Source organism: Chthoniobacterales bacterium, from assembly GCA_035274845.1.
GTDB lineage: Bacteria > Verrucomicrobiota > Verrucomicrobiia > Chthoniobacterales > UBA10450 > AV80.
In genome coordinates this window covers 1-17,627 of the sequence record DATENU010000004.1, presented here as the reverse complement: position 1 = coordinate 17,627, position 17,627 = coordinate 1, and the positions used below count along the sequence as shown (strand labels likewise).

8 protein-coding genes are annotated in these 17,627 nt (G+C 60.1%); 7 read left to right on the top strand and 1 reads right to left on the bottom strand.

Annotation, left to right across the window (positions count from 1 at the left end):
• Positions 1-34 precede the first annotated feature (34 nt).
• The 6 genes from VJU77_01215 to VJU77_01190 are packed head-to-tail and all read left to right on the top strand — an operon-like array spanning position 35 to position 12,709.
• Positions 35-7,702, top strand: a complete 7,668-nt coding sequence (locus VJU77_01215; protein HKP01955.1) for an SDR family NAD(P)-dependent oxidoreductase — start codon at positions 35-37, stop codon at positions 7,700-7,702.
• The gene (locus VJU77_01210; protein HKP01954.1) at positions 7,695-9,038 is read left to right on the top strand and encodes a condensation domain-containing protein; all 1,344 of its coding nucleotides are present in this window, start codon (positions 7,695-7,697) and stop codon (positions 9,036-9,038) included. The genes VJU77_01215 and VJU77_01210 overlap by 8 nt, the downstream gene beginning before the upstream one ends.
• A 1-nt stretch (position 9,039) precedes the next feature.
• Positions 9,040-10,014 (top strand): fatty acid desaturase, encoded by a 975-nt coding sequence (locus VJU77_01205; GenBank protein ID HKP01953.1) that lies wholly within the window; start codon positions 9,040-9,042, stop codon positions 10,012-10,014.
• Positions 9,975-10,733, top strand: a complete 759-nt coding sequence (locus tag VJU77_01200; protein HKP01952.1) for an ABC transporter ATP-binding protein — start codon at positions 9,975-9,977, stop codon at positions 10,731-10,733. The genes VJU77_01205 and VJU77_01200 overlap by 40 nt, the downstream gene beginning before the upstream one ends.
• A 1-nt stretch (position 10,734) precedes the next feature.
• Complete coding sequence (locus tag VJU77_01195) at positions 10,735-11,850, top strand: ABC transporter permease (GenBank protein ID HKP01951.1); 1,116 nt, start codon at positions 10,735-10,737, stop codon at positions 11,848-11,850.
• Between the two features lie 49 nt (positions 11,851-11,899).
• Positions 11,900-12,709, top strand: a complete 810-nt coding sequence (locus VJU77_01190) for an outer membrane lipoprotein-sorting protein (GenBank protein HKP01950.1) — start codon at positions 11,900-11,902, stop codon at positions 12,707-12,709.
• Between the two features lie 791 nt (positions 12,710-13,500).
• Here the strand turns inward: VJU77_01190 and VJU77_01185 are convergent.
• Positions 13,501-13,659 (bottom strand): hypothetical protein, encoded by a 159-nt coding sequence (locus tag VJU77_01185; GenBank protein HKP01949.1) that lies wholly within the window; start codon positions 13,657-13,659, stop codon positions 13,501-13,503.
• Positions 13,660-13,682: 23 nt separating this feature from the next.
• Between VJU77_01185 and VJU77_01180 the strand changes: the two genes are divergently transcribed.
• On the top strand, positions 13,683-17,627 hold a 3,945-nt coding region (locus VJU77_01180), incomplete at its 3' end, for a hypothetical protein (protein HKP01948.1).

Genomic DNA, 17,627 nt, shown 5'->3' with positions numbered 1-17,627 from the left:
TTATATCATCGGGCTTCACGGCGGCAGGCTGTTTATGCACAAAGATCGCATCGCTATCATCGGAATCGGATGCCGCTTTCCCGGCGGCGTTAACGACGCAGAATCTTTTTGGAAGCTGCTCGTCGAACGTCGGGACGCCGTCACCGAGGTGCCAGGCGATCGCTGGAATGTGGAGCGCTACTTCGACCGCGAGCCGGCGATCCCGGGCAAAACGTTTGTTAAGCGCGGCGGGTTCCTCGATCAGATCGACAAGTTCGACCCGCAGTTTTTCGGCATCTCGCCGCGGGAAGCGCCTTACGTTGATCCCCAGCACCGATTGCTGCTCGAGACCGCATGGGAAGCCATCGAGAACGCGGGTGTTATCCTCGACTTCGAGAAAGGGAGCGACATCGCGGTCTTCGTCGGCATTTCGCACAACGATTACCAGGGAATCCAAAGCACGGCGTTCGACCATTTCGGGATCGCGCCCCACACCGCCACCGGCAGCGCGCACTCGATTGCCGCGAATCGAATTTCCTACTGCCTGAATTTGCGAGGACCCAGTATCGCGATGGACACGGCGTGTTCGTCGGCCCTGACTGCGGTTCACGCCGCGTGCGAGCACATTCGGGCCGGGCGCGGCGACACGGCCCTTGCGGGCGGTGTAACGGTAATGATTACGCCCGGCGGATTCATCGGATTTTCGCAGGCTTCGATGCTCTCCCCCGATGGCCGATGCGCGGCGTTCGATGCGTCGGCGAACGGTTTTGTGCGGGGTGAGGGCGCGGGCATGGTGCTGCTGAAGCGCCTCTCCCAGGCGATCGCAGATGGCGATCCGATCCTGGGCGTGATCGTCGGAACCGCGGTCAATCAGGACGGTCACACGAACGGCATCTCGCTTCCGAGTGCGGAAGCACAAGCCCGGCTCGTCCAGGACGCGTGCAAAGATGCCGGGGTTTCGCCAGCGCAAATCGGATTTGTCGAGGCGCACGGCACGGGCACGGCGGTGGGCGATCCGATCGAGGCGCACGCCCTCGCGGAGGCTCTCTGCCAGGAGCGTTCGACGCCGCTTCCCATTGGTTCGGTCAAGACCAACATGGGCCATCTTGAAACGGCTGCCGGTGTCGCCGGTCTGGTGAAGGCGATGCTGGTTCTTCAGCATCGTGAAATTCCCGGCAGCGTTCATTTCTCTTCGCCGAGTCCACACATCGATTTCGATCAGCTCAAACTGCGCGTCCCGACCGACCTCGAGCCGTTCCCGGAAACGGATGGTGAACGCCTGGCCGGCATCAACTCTTTCGGATTCGGAGGCGCCAATGCGCACGTTATCCTGACCGAGCCGCCACCGGTTCCCCATGCGGATCACTCACATCTCTGGGACGACCGCGCCTGGCCGATTGTGCTTTCCGCCCGCTCGGAAGACGCTCTTCGCGGTTATGCCATGAAGCTGGCTTCATGGCTGACGGAGCGAGTGAATCTCAACGGCGATTCGCCCGTCTTGCCCGATTTGGCCTACACCCTCGGTCACCGGCGGAACCACCATGCGCATCGGCTCACGCTTGTCCCGCGCTCCATCGCCGAACTCATCCAGGAGCTCGATGCCTTCGCGATCAAGGAAGACAGCGTGAAAGTCCGGACTTCGTTCACGGCGCGGCCAGAGCACGCGCCGCGCGTCGCATTCATCATGAGCGGACAGGGACCGCAATGGTGGGGCATGGGCCGTGAACTGATGCAGCATGAGCCGGTCTTCCGTCACGTCATCGAGCAATGCGACGCGGCGTTGCAAGGAGTCGCGACCTTTTCGCTTCTGGAAGAACTCGGCCGCGCCGAAGAAGCTTCACAACTGCATCGCACTGAGATTGCGCAGCCTGCCATTTTCGCGATGCAGGTCGGCCTGGCCGAGCTGTGGAAATCGTGGGGCGTGCATCCCTCCGCCGTCCTCGGCCATAGCGTCAGTGAAATCGCGGCGGCCTGCGTTGCGGGTCTGTTCTCGCTCGAACAAGGCGCGCGCATCACGGCTTTGCGCGCGCGCTTCATGGAGGGTTGCGCGCGAGGCGAAGGGAGGATGCTCGCGGTGGGACTGGGCGAACAGGAAGCTCAGTCGCTGATCGAAAAGCACGACGCCACGGTTTCGATCGCGGCCTTCAACGGTCCGCGCTCGCTCACCCTGGCCGGTCCGCGCCATTCCATCGAAGCAATCTTTTCGGAACTCGAGACGCAGGGCGTCTTCGCCCGGCTCGTTCGGGTCGATCACCCGTTTCATCACGCGATGATGCAGCCGGCGGCGGACGCGCTCGAAAATGCGCTGACTGATCTTGCTCCTCAGCCCGAAACCGTTCCGCTCTTCAGCACTGTCACCGGCAACCGTCTTAATGGGAACGCGGGCGACGCGACCCATTGGGCTCGTGGCGTCCGGCAACCCGTGCAGTTTGCCCCAGCGATCAACGCGATCGCGGACTTCGGCGTAGACATCTGGTTGGAACTCGGCGCGCATCCGGCCCTCGCTCATTCCATCGCGGAATGTCTGGCCGGCCGGAACGGTGCGAAACCGGTTGTGATCTCTTCGGTGCGCCGGGAACGCGAACACGAGTCGCTGCTTGAGGCGGCAATGGATCTGCATCGCGCCGGAGTGGCGCTCGATTTCAAAGCCATGACGCCCTCGCGGCGTCTCCTTTCACTGCCCGCCTACGCGTGGGATCGCAGCCGCTGGTGGAACGAAGCTGCCGACTGGCGCGAAAGCCGGCTCGGAGCGGGCGGACGCGGGATGCTCGACGCGCGCCTGCCGCGCGCGACTCCCACCTGGACCGCCCGGCTCGATAGCCGGCACATGGCGTTCCTTAAAGATCACAAGGTCGAGAACCACGTTATTTTTCCCGCGGCGGGATTTGTCGATTTGATCCTGGAAGCCGGCCTTCAGCTTTTCGAAGGTCAGCCGTTCGTGGTCGAAGATTTTGAAATCCGCAAACCGCTGATCCTCGCCGACCCAGCCGCCGGGGTTCAGCTCGAGATTTCGTATGAGCCGGCCGATCGCACTTTCACGATTCAGAGCCGCTTCGATCAAGGCGCGTCCTGGTCGTTGCATGTGGTGGGCTCAATGCGCGGAGAGCGCACGGAATCCGGCTTTGCCACTTCGACTTTTGAGACGGAAAGCAATCGCGCGGCCGACAATCTGAAGCCGGTCGATATCGACGCGTTCTATCGTTATATGAACGATCTCGGCCTGCGTTACGGCGACGAGTTTCGTTCCGTGCGCGAGCTCTCGGCGGCCCAGGGAATTTCGGCGGGGCGGGTGACGCTTTCGGAAGCGAGTTCCTCACGGGCGGGCGAATATCCGCTGCACCCGGTCCTGCTCGATGGCGCCTTGCACGTATTTTCGGCGGGGCGCGCGACGGTCGAGGCGCGCGGATCGCAGCTCAAGCTGCCGGTGCGGTTCGGTCGCATTCTTTTCCTGCACTCGCCCGGAGCATCCACCCGAGTCCGGGCCAGCGTGCTCGAATGTAACTCTGAGTTCGTTGAAGGACGGATCGGACTCTACGATGACGCCGGAAAACCGTGCGTCCTTATCGACGGATTCCGCGCGATCAGCGTGGCTGGCGTGCGGCGCGATACCTTGGGCGGCACCCGCGACGTTCTGTACCATATAGATTGGGAGCGGACACCGGCGGCATCGAAACCGGCCGCCTTGGAGCCTGTGCCGCTGCGCCGCCTGCGGGACGTGGCGCAAGCAGCTCTGGACGACGTGATTGCGGTCCGTGGACGTGACCGGTTGATCGGGGTGATTGCTGCCCAGGATGATCTGGCCGCGCTCCTGCTTTGCGCCGGGCTCCGCGAGATGGGCGCGGAACCAGGAGTAGATATTACCGCCGGCACTTTGCGCGTCGCCGAGCAAATGCGCCCGGTGTTCGAACAGCTGATCTTGAAACTGGAAGAGCGCGGCCTTCTGGAGCGAGCTGAAAGCGGCTATCGCCCGACCGCGGCATTCGGAAAGGCGGCCGATTCCGCATCGGCAATGCAGCGTGGTTTCATCCAGCGGAATCCCGGTCATTTGCCCGAAGTTCTGCTGATCGCCGCGACCTGCGCCGAGCTGGGTTTAATCTTGCGCGGCGAAAAGGATGCGATCCAGGTTCTCTTTGCCGGCGCGGGCGCAGAACATCTCGAACAGTTTTACGGTGACGGGCTGCTTACGAGTCACTGGCTCGCGGCCATCGCCGCGGGAGTGCAGGAAGGGGCGCGCGCGCTGCCCGAAGGCCGAGGGTTGCGAATTCTGGAAGTCGGCGCGGGGACCGGCGGCCTGGCCGCCCAACTTCTGCCTTCGCTCGAACGCGGTCTCCACTCTTACACCTTCACCGATGTCTCGGCCGGTTTCTTCCCGGCAGCGCTGCAAAAACTTACCGCCTTCCCCGAGGTTGAGACGAAGGTTTTCGACCTCGAAAAACCTGCTGCCGAACAGGGCTTTGAGCCCGGCTCATTCGACTTCGTGGTCGGAACGAACGTGCTGCACGCCGCGGCCGATGTGCGCGCCGCTCTGCGCAACCTTTACGATCTGCTAGCGCCCGGCGGTTCGCTCTTCTTCATGGACGTGGCCACGCCGCAGCTCTGGACGGAAGCGGTCTTCGGCCTGACGAGCGGATGGTGGCGGTTCACCGATCGCGATTTGCGCAGCGTCCATCCGCTGCTCGGGCGTTCGCAGTGGGAGACTCTTCTCCGTGAGGCTGGCTTCAGCGAAACCGCTTCGCTCCCCGGACTGATGGGCCGCTACGGCGAAGGCCAGATTGGAATTCTTGGACGCAAGCCTGGCGACGCTCCGGCCGTAACCGAGTCCATCGCTCAGGTTCCGGCGGAAAAATCCTGGCTCATCTTTGCGGACGAGGGCGGTTTCGGAAAATCATTGGCCGACCGGCTGGGCGCGGCCGGCGCTCGTTGCCAGACTGTTCGCCGCGGAGCTGCTTTCAGCTCGTCGGAGGTCGACGGCTTCACGATCCGACCGGAAACGCCCGGAGACTGGCGGCAACTTTTCGAAACGTTCATCGGCAACGCCGACTTGGAACGGATCGTCTACCTGTGGAACCTCGACGAAGGCTTCGATGATGAAGCCCTGTTCGGGACCGACGCGCTCCTTCACCTCGCCCAGGCGCTCGAAACGGTTCTGCCGACAACGAAACTGCGCATCGACGCGGTGACGCGCGGCGCGCAACCGGCGGGACGCGACGAGAAACCAACGGCGGTCACGCAAGCTCCCGCTATTGGTTTGCTGCGGGTCATTCAAAACGAGTACCCGAACTGCACCTGCCGCGGGATCGATCTCCCGCCGGCAAATTCCACCGCCGATTTGGATCTGGTTTGGAACGAGTTGCTGCGCACCGAAGCCGATCGCGAAGTCGCTCTCCGAGGCGAAGCGCGCTACGTCCAGAGATTCGATCGCGGGCGTCCCTCGATCCAACGCGATCTCGATCGCGGTGTCCCTTTGCGCCTGGAATCACGCGAGCGCGGTCATCTCGACGCCCTGAAATTTGTTCCCTTCGCTCCTCCGGAGTGCGCTCCGGGCGAAGTCCTGATCGATGTTAAAGCCGCCGCCATGAATTTCCGCGACGTGCTCAAGGCGCTCGCGCTTTATCCGGGGGAAGCACCGGATGCCCGAATCTTCGGAGACGAGGTGGGCGGGGTGGTGAAGGCAGTGGGCTCGGAGGTGAGTCATGTCAAGGTGGGCGATCGCGTCTTTGGCCTGGCCGTGTTCGGACTCTCCACTCAAACCACGGCGCGCGGGGGCAACGTGCGGAAGATTCCGGCCAACCTTTCCTTTGACGAAGCGGCGACAATTCCGGTCGTGTTCATGACGTCGTGGCACGCGCTGAAAAATGTCGCGCGAGTCCGCAAAGGTGAGCGGGTGCTCATTCATGCCGGCGCCGGCGGCGTCGGCATGGCGGCGATCCAGATTGCCCATTATTTGGGGGCCGAAGTCATCGCCAGCGCGGGCAGCACGGTGAAACGCGAGCTCCTGAAAACTCTCGGCGTGAAACATGTCATCGACTCGCGCCGCGGTGATTTTGCGGAAGCCGTCATGGAGCTTACCGATCGCCGGGGCGTCGACGTCGTGTTGAATGCGCTCGCCGGCGAAGCGATTCCCATGGGCCTGTCCTGCCTCGCCGAGTTCGGCCGCTTCGTTGAGATCGGCAAACGCGACATTTACCAGAACTCGCGCATTCCGCTCCGGCCGTTGCGGCGCAACGCCTCCTTTCACGTCGTCGCCATGGACGCGGTCTTTGCGGGCGACGAATCGCTGACCCGCGAGATGCTCGCAGAAATCTCCGGGCTGGTGGAGCAGGGCGCGCTGCGTCCTCTGCCCTTCCGTTCCTTCCCGGCCTTCAATGTGGATGCGGCGTTTCGGCTCATGGCCGGCGGCAAGCATATCGGGAAGGTCATCGTCTCTTTCCCCGAAGCGTTCCTGCCCCGGCGCGGCGAGCCAATCGCCCCGAAATTCGAGATCAAATCGGACGGCTGCTACCTGATCACTGGCGGATTTGGCGGGTTCGGCAAAGTGCTGGCCAACTGGCTGGCGCAATCTGGCGCGCGCCATCTCGTCCTCTCCAGTCGCAGCGGCGCGGCCACGCCGGAAGCCGAGGCGTTTGTCCAGAGCCTGCGCGATCGCGGAATCGAAGTGCAGGTTGTGAAAGCCAATGCCGGATCGACGGAGGACATTTCGCGGCTGTTCGCTGAAATTCGCCAGGCCGGCCAGCCGCTTCGTGGTGTCTTTCATCTCGCCATGGCGATAGACGATGCCGTGCTCGCGAAACTGAACCGGGATCGAATGGCCACGGTCATTCGCCCGAAGGCGCTCGGCGCCTGGTTGCTCCACGAAGCCACGCGCGATATGCCGCTGGATTGCTTCGTCATGTTTTCGTCGATCTCCTCGATTTTCGGGAATCCGGCGCAAGGCAATTACGGAGCCGCGAATGCATTTCTCGATTCGCTCGCGCACCACCGGCGCGCGCTGGGTCTGCCGGCGCTGACGATCAACTGGGGCGTCCTCGGTGGTGAGGGATACGTCGCCCGCAATGAGCGCGTCGCTGAGTTCCTGGCCAAACAGGGCACCACGGAATTGTCCCCTGGCGAAGTGATTTCGATTCTCGAATCGTCCCTCCGCACGGCCAGCACCCAGGTCGCCGCCATCCGCGTTGATTGGGCGAAATGGAAAAGTTTCTTCCGGGGCTCGCAAGCCAACCCGCTCTACGAGCGCATCTTTTCCGCGGTCGAGGGCGACGACAGCGGCGGCGTCACCAGTGACTGGCGAAACCGGATCGAGTCGGCCGCGCCTGCGGAAAAGGAAGCAGTGATCGCACAGGCCGTGCGGGAGGTTGTCGGTTCCGTTCTTCGCGTGAAACCGGACACGCTGCGTGACGACCAACCGCTTACCGATCTCGGTCTCGACTCACTGATGGGCGTGGAAATTGAAAACTCACTCGAAGCCGCCATCGGCGTCGCGCTTCCACCGACCAGCCTGATGCGAGCGCGCACGATCGGACAGATCGCGGCGTTGATGCTGGCGCACCTGGGAGGTGGCGCGCCGACCGCAGCCACGCCCGCAATGGCTGCCCCTCAAACCGCCAACGAGGTCAACGGGGTTGCGGACGAGATCGATTTCGACGTTCTTTCGGACGAAGAGATCGACGGCCTGATTGGCGGCCGCGGAGGAGATCCTTCGGTGGAGGCGATTTCGCATGTCTGAGGGAAAACAGGCTCGTTTCAAGCAATGGATTGAGAGCGGCGACGCGCAGCTCCATCCCCAGACATTTTCCCAGCGCGAGCTGTGGGAAACCTCGCCCGCGCCGCCCTCGGACATTTCGAACCATATTTGCTGCGTCCTTCATATTGGCGGGCTGATCTCGCAGGAGGATTCTTTGGCAATCTTTCAGCGAGTGGTGGATCGGCAGGAAGTCTTGCGCCTTTCGTTTTTGCCGGGAAAAAACGGGCCGGTGCAGTTGATCCGGAAGCACAGCCAGCCGGTGATCCGGTTTCGCGACATTTCGCCGCAGACGTCCGCGGGCGAGATGGAAGAGCTCGAGCGCCAAACCTTTTCCCAGCCCTTCGATCTGCTCCAGGGTCCCCTCTACAGACTCGACATTCTGCGCCGTGCTCCCGACGACCAGTTGATGGTATTCGCGATTCACCACGCGATCGCGGATGGCTGGAGCCTGGGCGTTTTGGTTGAGGATCTGGGCGCCGCTTATCTCCAACAGCGCGCGGGCGGAGAAGATAAACTGCCGTCCGTTCCGACTTCTTATTCCGCGTGGGGCGCTGCCGAGAGGGCCTTCTGGCAACCGGCCGAGCTGGAACCACGGATCGCTTTCTGGAAATCCCGCCTCAGCGGAATCAAGCGCCTGTGGAGCATACCGGAGGAATCCGACGTCGTTTTTCGGCCGCGCCGCCTGGTTGCGCTCCTGCCCGTGGAGATCAGCGGAGCGGTCAAGGAATTGGCTCGCCGCAGTGGCGCCACTCTTTTTAGTACTTTGCTGGCCGCGTTTCAGGTGACGCTGTCGCGCTGGACCGGCGCCGAAGACATTGTCGTGGGAACACCGGTCGCAAATCGAACGAAACCGAATGTTCGCGAGACGATGGGATATTTCTCCGGGGTTGTGCCACTGCGGGCTCAGGTCGAAAGAGACCGCCCGTTCTCCGAGCATTTACGAACGGTTCACGAATCCACGGTCGACTCGTTTGCCAACGCGGTGCCGTTTGCCGAGCTCGTCCGCGCGCTGGACGAGCGTCCGTCGCCAAAGTACAACCCGATTTTTCAGGTCCGGTTCGCCTTGCAGAATCATCCCGTGCCCGATTTCGAGATTCGCGGGCTTTCTCTGAAGCTAAGAATGCGCTCGACCGGAACGCCCCGGTTCGATTTGGGCTGCGAAGTTACGGAACGCGGCGATGAGCTCGAAGTCGTCTGGCTATTCCGCGAAAATCTTTTTTCCCAACCTGAAATTGAAGAACTGGGACGTTTATTCCGAACGGTGCTCGAAAACGTCTGTCACGTTCCCGAACGTCAAACTGCCGCCCTGACGAGCTGAAATGGTTAGCCTGGCCCTCGAGATCGAAAAAGCTCCGACCCTGCGAGAGGAGCATCCCATTAACAGTGTCGATTTTCAGACGCTGGTCTTCCTCCTTGCCCTCTGTGAGATCGCAATCTGGGCGGCAGTCTGGAAGGGATGGCTTTGGTTAGCTGCACCGCTGGTCCTGGTCGCTGCGCATCTCATGCACGGATTGCTCATCGGCTTTCATGAAGCCTCCCACGGCCTCCTGCGAAAGAGCCGGCGATTGAATGAATTCGATGGCGTCCTTATCGGAATTTTCAGCTTTCTCCCGTTCAATCTCTACCGGGTGGTGCATCAGCGGCACCACATGTATCTCGGCACCGAGAAGGACACAGAGCTCTGGCCCTTCGTCCTGCCCCGAATGTCCCGTTGGAAGCGCGGCCTGTCCGCTTTCCTGGAATTGACCGTCGCGTTGTTCTATTCGCCGATTATCTTCTTTCGCGTTTTCTTCGAGCAGAACTCACCGGTTCGGAGCCGGAAGGTAAGGCGCCGAATTTGGTTCGAGCTCGCGCTCTCCTTCGTCTCTTGGACGGCGATCCTCACGGCGGTCGCGCTTTTTGGGGTCTGGAAATATTTTGTCTGGATTTACCTGGCGCCGGCGATGATTGCGGCCAATCTCCAGACCTGGCGGAAGTACGTGGAACACCTGGGACTGATGGGGAACACGGTCAACAGCTCCACTCGCAGCATCGTGCCGAAGAGCTGGCTCGGGCGGATCTTCGCTTACACGCTGCTCCACGAGCCGTATCACGGCGTGCATCATGAAAATGCCGGGCTGCCGCATCGCGTCCTGCCGCAGTTCACCGCGATCCTGGAGCCAAAGGAGCCGGGCGACGTGGCTCCCTTCATCAGCTATCGGCAGGCGCTTCCGGATGTGATTCGCAGCCTGGGCAATCCCCGCGTCGGCGCTCAATGGCGCGACGCCTCACGGAACGGGCAGCCGGTCTCGTGAGTAATCACGAAACACCCGCGGCCTTGCCGTTTGTCTTCGAAGCGGCCGGGCTCACCAAGGATTACGACGACGGCCAGGTGCAGGCCTTGCGCGGCGTGGATTTCCAGATTCGCGATGGCGAGTTTGTGGCGATTGTTGGCCCAAGCGGCAGCGGGAAGACTACTTTGCTCCAGATGCTTGGCTCGCTCGATCGACCCAGTTCCGGAACCCTGAGATACCGGGGAAAGTCGTTGCTCGACGATTATGATGCCTCGACCTACCGCGCCCGCGAGATCGGCTTCATCTTTCAATCCTTTCATCTGCTCCCCACGTTTACCGCGATCGAGAACGTCCAGATTCCGATGTTCGAAGGTCGCGAGTCGCGCGCGAAGCGGACGGCTCGGGCTCGCGAACTATTGAACGCGGTCGGATTGGAGAAGCGAGTGGACCATTTTCCGGCGAAACTTTCCGGTGGAGAACGTCAGCGCGTCGCCATTGCCAGAAGTCTCGCTAATTCGCCTTCGGTCCTTCTGGCCGACGAACCCACCGGGAATTTGGATACCGAAAACGCCGCGCTCATTCTCGATCTTTTGGTCAATCTTCAGCGCGAACGCCGCATGACGATGATCCTGATTACCCACGATAGGATTGTGGCTCGGCGAGCCTCGCGCGCCGTTCAGATGACAGATGGCCGGGTTGTTTTCGACGGTGAGCCATCGAATCTTCCCGTGCGTTCCTGAAATGACATTTTTCAACGTAGTCACGCGCGGTCTGCAACGCCGGCCGGTCCGGACCGGATTGACTCTTTTGGGCATCGCGGTGGGTATTGCCGCGGTGGTGGCGTTGATCGGCTTGTCCCGGGGGCTGCTCACCAGCTGGACCGCCGGCATGAAGTCCCGCGGGACCGACATCGTCGTGCACAACATGCGCGGTTCATTGACTCCGAAGCCGTTCCCGGCTTCGACCCGCGATCGCATTGCGAACCTGCCGGGCCTGGCCGGAACGAGCCAGGGCCTGGTGGAATTGATGAGCATCGAAAAAGCCGAATTGATGGTGATATCGGGGCGCGAATGGGGTGGGTTCACCTGGGGTAACCTGAAACTTGTTTCCGGCCGCCTGCCGAATGATCAGAACGAGCGGGCTGTGGTTCTGGGCACTTCCGCGGCGGACGTGTTGAAAAAGAAAGTGGGGGACACCGTTCAGATCGAAACGGAAGAGCTGGCTGTGGTCGGCATCGCCGAGGGCGGGGCCTTTGTCGAGAACGGCTCGATCATTCTTTCTCTGCCGCTGCTCCAGCAGATCACCGGGAACCACGACCAAATCAGCGCGATTGACGTGCGGGTGGCTCCCGGGACCGATGACGTGGGAATCCGGAAGCTCTGCGACGAAATATCGAGAAAAATTCCGGAAGCCCACGCCGAGCCCGCGAGCGAGCATCTGGTGAACACGGAGGGCTACCGCGTGATCAACGGCATGAGCTGGGGCACGTCGCTTCTGGCGGTGCTCGTCGGCGTGCTGGGCGTAACGAACACCATGCTGATGAGCGTATTTGAACGAAAACAGGAGATCGCGGTTCTGCTGGCCCTCGGCTGGAGACGAACCCGGATCGTGAAGATGATCTTGTTGGAGTCGGCCATGCTCGGGCTCCTCGGTGGGATCATTGGCGTGGGCCTGGGCGTTGTCGGTGTTCAGCTGATGAAATCCGCGCCCGCCATCCGGGGCCTGCTGGAGCCGGACCTCAGCGTCAATCTTATCGTGATGGCCGTTGGCATCTCGGTCTGCGTCGGCGTCCTGAGCGGCTTCTACCCGGCCTGGCGAAGTTCGCGCCTGACGCCGAGCCTCGCCTTGCATGGCTGAAGAAAAAGGAGAAAAGGCTCGTCAGAGCGTTACTGTCATTCGTCACAACATGTCACACGTCACACGTCACCGTTCACACGCCTGCCACGCCGAAGCACAGCGAAGGCGGGTCACATCCCTTATTTTCGCCGCAATTTTCCTCGCGTTCCCGATCCTGGCCGGCGCGGCCGAAAATGGCTCGGAGCTGGCGGCCAAGCTCAGGGCCAAGGAGAGCGGTTCGTCGTTCGTGCGGATTCGGATGCAGGCCGGCGGCGATACCCTCCAGGTGCAGATCAAGTCTCGGGTTTCCGCCGCTACCACCGATATCGTTTATCAGATTCTTTTTCCGAAAGAACGGAAAGGTGAATCGGTGCTGCTCCACCGCTCCGGACACAAATTCACCGGGACACTCCTCAAGCTGCCCGACACTCTTAAATCGATTGGGGCGGGGGAGATGAGTCAGCCCCTTTTTGGCAGCGAGCTTTCCTACGAAGACATCATCGATAGTCCTTTCGCCTGGAGCCAGCAGACGATCGTCGGCACGGAAAACGTGGGCCGCTTTGCCTGCCAGATTCTGGAATCGAAACCCGATAAAGACTCCAGCTCCTCTTACGCGAGTGTGAAAAGCTGGATTGATCCAAGCCGGATGGTGCCGCTCCAGATCGAGAAATACGACAGCTCAGGCAAAGTCGTTCGACGCATCAACATCACCCGCATGTTGCTCGACGGAGGCGACTCGCTCCCGGCCGATCTGGAGGTTTCCGGGCCCCGTGGTTCCGTCACCCACATAACCGGGTCGAGCATTAAGCGCGGTCCCAGTTACGCGGACGCTCAATTCACACCGGAGGGTCTCAAACAGCTCGAGGCCCCTGCGAAGTAGGCTGCGGGTAAGCAGGGTAGCGCGGGAGCGTGCCTGGAGGGATTCGAGCGGCGGCCGAAAGAAATAGCTTGCCAGCTTGACGCGGCTTCTGCTTTAACCCTCCGCCAGTGAGCCCCAATTCCCCAGGAAGTTGGCCTTTGTGACCATCCGTATTTCCCGTCCCGACCCATCAGTCGGGAGTGTCTCTCTCGCTCCATTTCCTTCTTCGGACTCTGGGCAATTTCCCGGAAACGCAGCCTAATAATCCATCACCTCTTATGTTAAGAATCTCTCACCTTAGATATTGTTTTTTCGTTCTCTTCCTTTTCGTATGGAGGGCGAATGCTCCAGCGCAAGAACCGACGCCGTTGCTCCCGCCCATACCGGCTGTGATGCCACCCGAACCACCCGACCCCGACAATCTGCCCGCGCCGCCACAAGTCGAATGGCAATCGTTAAATCCCAAGGGCGAAGAAGAGGTTACTCCCGCCGAACCAATAGACGCCCCTGCTCCGCAAGCGGAAGTAGCGGTCCCTCCGCCCCCACCGCCAATCATTGAAATTCCGCTTTCCGTCGGCCCGAGTGCTACTGAAATTGAGCTGTCCAAACCCGAGGTTCAAATCTGGCGACAAGAATCCGAATCGCCTCAAATTCCCGAGCGCAGGTCCAACAAGTTGGACCAGGCTTACGTTACGGGAACCGAGCCAGTCTGGCTGAGGGCGCAATTTGATCCGCGGGCCGCTGGCAAGAGCGTTCACGTTAGGCCGGGCCGAGGGATGACGCTCAATCCTCCCGGGGCGGTTCTGACGGTTTCAGAGAATGGAGATTGCCTGGTGCTTGCCCAACTGGCGAACGGAGTAAATCGCAGTCACATCATCTTCTACTGCCAGGGCATGAAGACAGTGCTGCCGGTAGTGCGAGCGTCGATCGAAACAGTAATAGAGGCCGAACAGGAGACTGGAGGTGGACATTGAGACCGCGCGTTATTTCAGTTTTGGCCCTCCTATTCTTGTTCGCCACGGGAATCAGAAGCCTTCTGGCCGTAGCGGCGCCCGAGCCTACGCCTGATCAGAATCCCGAAGGGAATACCGGTGCGCTCAAAGGCCAAGTCACGACTGGCGGAAGCTATGATGCCCACAGCGGCAACGCCACCCGCATTGTTAACGATCTGCACGTCCCCGGTGCACTCGGAACGTACGGACTCGATTTCACCCGCTATTGGAACTCAGTTCATTGCGACGACAACGATGAAGCGGCCGAGTGGCCGGTGGACTTTGGGGAATCCGGTTGGTCGCACTCCTGGAAATGGACAGCCGTGTACGACGACACAGAAATCTTGGGCGACGGTGAAAGCGGACTGCAACGAACCTGGATAACGGCTATCACCATCACTTATCCCGATGGCCACGCCACCAAATTCAAGATATACCGCGTAAATTTTGGACCAGGCGCGCAACCCTTGCGGATGGGCCCACCGTATGATCCCGCACGTGGTGAAAGGGACTGGCCCGCGCTCGGTAGAACGGTTCACGATCACCTGGCAGAGATGGACTACAACGGATATGATTTCTGGCTACGTCGCGGTGACGGCGGCACGGTCCATTTTACAGGAGGACCGATAAACTATCAAGCGACAGAGGTTATTGATCCTCATGGCCTAATAACGACACTAGAATACGACCAAGGATACCTCAAGAAAGTAAAGCAAGACAACCGATGGCTGACGCTGACTTGGCACAACTATGCGGACTACACAGTGCCGTTTATCGCAAAAGTGGAGACGGGCGGTGATGCCGCTGGGCAGGAAGTCAATTTCGGTTACAACGCAGTCGGCGGTTATCAAGTGCTGACGTCGGTGAGTTATCCAGATCAGCCAAACCCAGGCCAAACCACGAGTGCGGTCTACACCTACGGATACTGCCTGGGCGATACGGAGCCATGTCCCGGCGAACCACAGTCGTCCTGGCCCAATCTGAAAACGGCCTATGACCCGCATTTTGCCGGAGCGATGACGAAGATTAGGTACAATTACGGCGGCGGTTATTGTTTTAGTAATGGGCCAGGGCCGACGCCTCCGCCAAGTTACTTTGACAACGTCTTTTTCAACACCCCAGAAACCATCGCCGAAGAGAAAAGCGACAGCGGCGCTATGGTGTCTAAATGGACGAGCGGTTGCGGCGGCGAGCGCTTCGACTACAACGGCATCGGCGGGATGCGGAAGTTTTATTTTGGACATTCCGCTAACGATCCTGAAATCGGTGCCGGTCAGGGCTATGAACTGATGAAAGTGACAAATTTCACCTTCCCGTGGACCGTGTCGCCAATCTCCCGAAAGCAACTAGGGAATGAGCCATCGAAGGCGTGGGATGGCAGACACAATTACACCAACTTCGTCTGGGCAGACGCCAGTGGCAGCCCGTCTCAGATCGACTACATGGATGGGGGCCATTACGAGTACGACCGGGTCCACCCCTCCGCAGGGACTTCGCCGCTCGCCCCGATCATGCACAACCCGGACCCCCACTTTCTTTTCACCAAGAATGAAAATGGCTTCCCAACAACGTACGTTCGGGACGGGCGAAGGCGTGTTACGGACATTTTTTATCCCGACGGCAGCTCGGAACACTACCTCTACAATGAGTGGAATCAGGTCACCAGCCACACCCTCCCTAGTAACGCCGTCAACACCTACGTCTACGACGCGCAACACCAGCTTGTCCGAGAATACAATAGCGTGGATAATCCTTCGGGCTCAGGCCCTGACTTCAAGGAGTACAGCTATTATGGCCCGGGTGACTCCCATCCAGAATGGACCGGTCTGGTAAAGACAATGAAAGATGGGCGGGCGCGCGCGAGCGGCGCTCTGTTCTCAACCAGAATGACGTACAATGGCCGTCAGCAAGTAATGACGGTCGAGTACGCCTCGCTCGGTAGCACCTACCCCACCGTTCACTACGAGTACGATGCCGACGGAAATTGCACCGCTATCATTGATGAGATGGGACATCGGAAGGAATACACCTACGATTCCTACCGGCGTTGCACGTCTTGTACCGAGTGGCTCTTCGCGCCTAACTGGAATGGTTCGGGCACTCAGTACTCGCGTCGGTGGGACTGGGTATACGACCGCGTGATAAAGGACGGGGGGCTACCGGGGCAAAACCCGCAATACCCTGCCTCCGCCCACACGAAGAACGAATGGCGCGCTCAGATCGAGCCCGTGTTCAACGCGCTTGGGGAGCGCCGGACGACAACGCGAGAACACGATCTAGAGAATCGGATTGTCACCGAACAGACAGGGTGGATTCAACCCAGCTCCCTCCCCATCGGGAATTGGTATGCCAGCGCCGACATTGAAACCCACCGGTTTAGCTACGACGAGAACGGGCAGAAACATACGTATACCGATCCGTTGAGCCGGGTGACTACCTATACTTACGACACTCGTAACCGCCTCAAAGATACAATCGAACCGAAGCGGCGGAATCAAACGGTCTATCCCACAACCACGATCGATTACTGGCCGACGGGAGATAAGAAGAAGGTAACGTTCCCCGACGGCCGGTATCAAGAGTGGCTCGATTACGATGCTTTTGGCCAGCCCGGGCGGTTTGTTGATGAGCACCAGCAAACCACCAATCTGGAATATTGGCCTTGGGGCCCGATGAAGAAATTAGCGAAGGTAACGACTCATCGGACTAAAGACGATCAGGTGGTGGAGCACCAGGAGACCCGTTTTTACTACGACCTGACGGGCCGGGCCCAGAGCACGTATTTTCCAGATAACACTTACGAAGCTACCGCATATGAGTTTGGGCAGGTGCACCTGTTGAAGACACGCAAGTACCAGCTCAAGACGATTGAATATGACGCGCGCGGTCGGGAGGTATCAAATAGTTTCAGCCTGGAGCCACAGGCCCATCCTTCGACGCCCTTGGCCCCCGGAATTGCCCGGGTTTGGGATTCCGCAAATCGGCTCACCAGCATCGCGAACAGTGTCTCCACGATCCAATTCGGCTACGACGACGCGGACCAGGTATTGTGGGAAAATGACAACGTGGTCGGAATGAGTGCGCCTGCGCAAATCAACTATTTGCGCTATCCCAGCGGCGAAGTGGCGCACATGCAATATCCGAACGGGACATGGATGCGTCGTGATTATACGGCGCGCGGACAGCTCCAATTCGTGCAGGACAGTTCAGGGCAACAGCCAATTCATTACTATTACCTTGCGGATGGGAAAGTGGACTACCAGGTTTACGCGAACGGAGTGATGAGCAGCTTCGGATACGACGGCCGCGGGATGATCGGCTCGGTCCAGCATCGAAATGTAGCAACCGGCCACGACTTGGCGAAGCGGGATTATTGGCGGGACAACCGAGACCGGATTACGGCTTGGAAGCGGGGAACTGACAACTATTACAACGAAATGGAGGACGGACGCGGGGATCGGTTTGCGTACGATGACGAGGGGCAATTGACCGGTGCCTCCTATCGCGCCGCCAACCCCGAGGGTACGCCTAGTGGAGCCGTTCGGACCGACAGTTTCCAGTATGATGAGCTGGGAAATCGGAAGGGATTGAACTATGTGGCGAGTCGCGCAGCGTGGATGAACATGAAGCGGCGCGATGGCAATGGGCTGAATCAGTACGAGAGCTGGGACAACGACCATGACCACCCGCCCCCTTACGATCCACTCCATTGGGGAAGCGGCATATTCTACGACGACAACGTTAACACAGGCCCTCCAAATCCGTGGGTTTTCCCGGGCAACGGGATTCTCATGCAGGATGGGTACGTGACCGCGGGCTTCAACGCGCTCAATCAGCCGACGGCGATCTGGAGCAAGATTTATCAAAACACTTCGAACTGGATGTACTTCGGGTACGATCCGCTGGGGCGTTGTGTAAAAAGATGGGTCAGTGACTCATTTAATAAT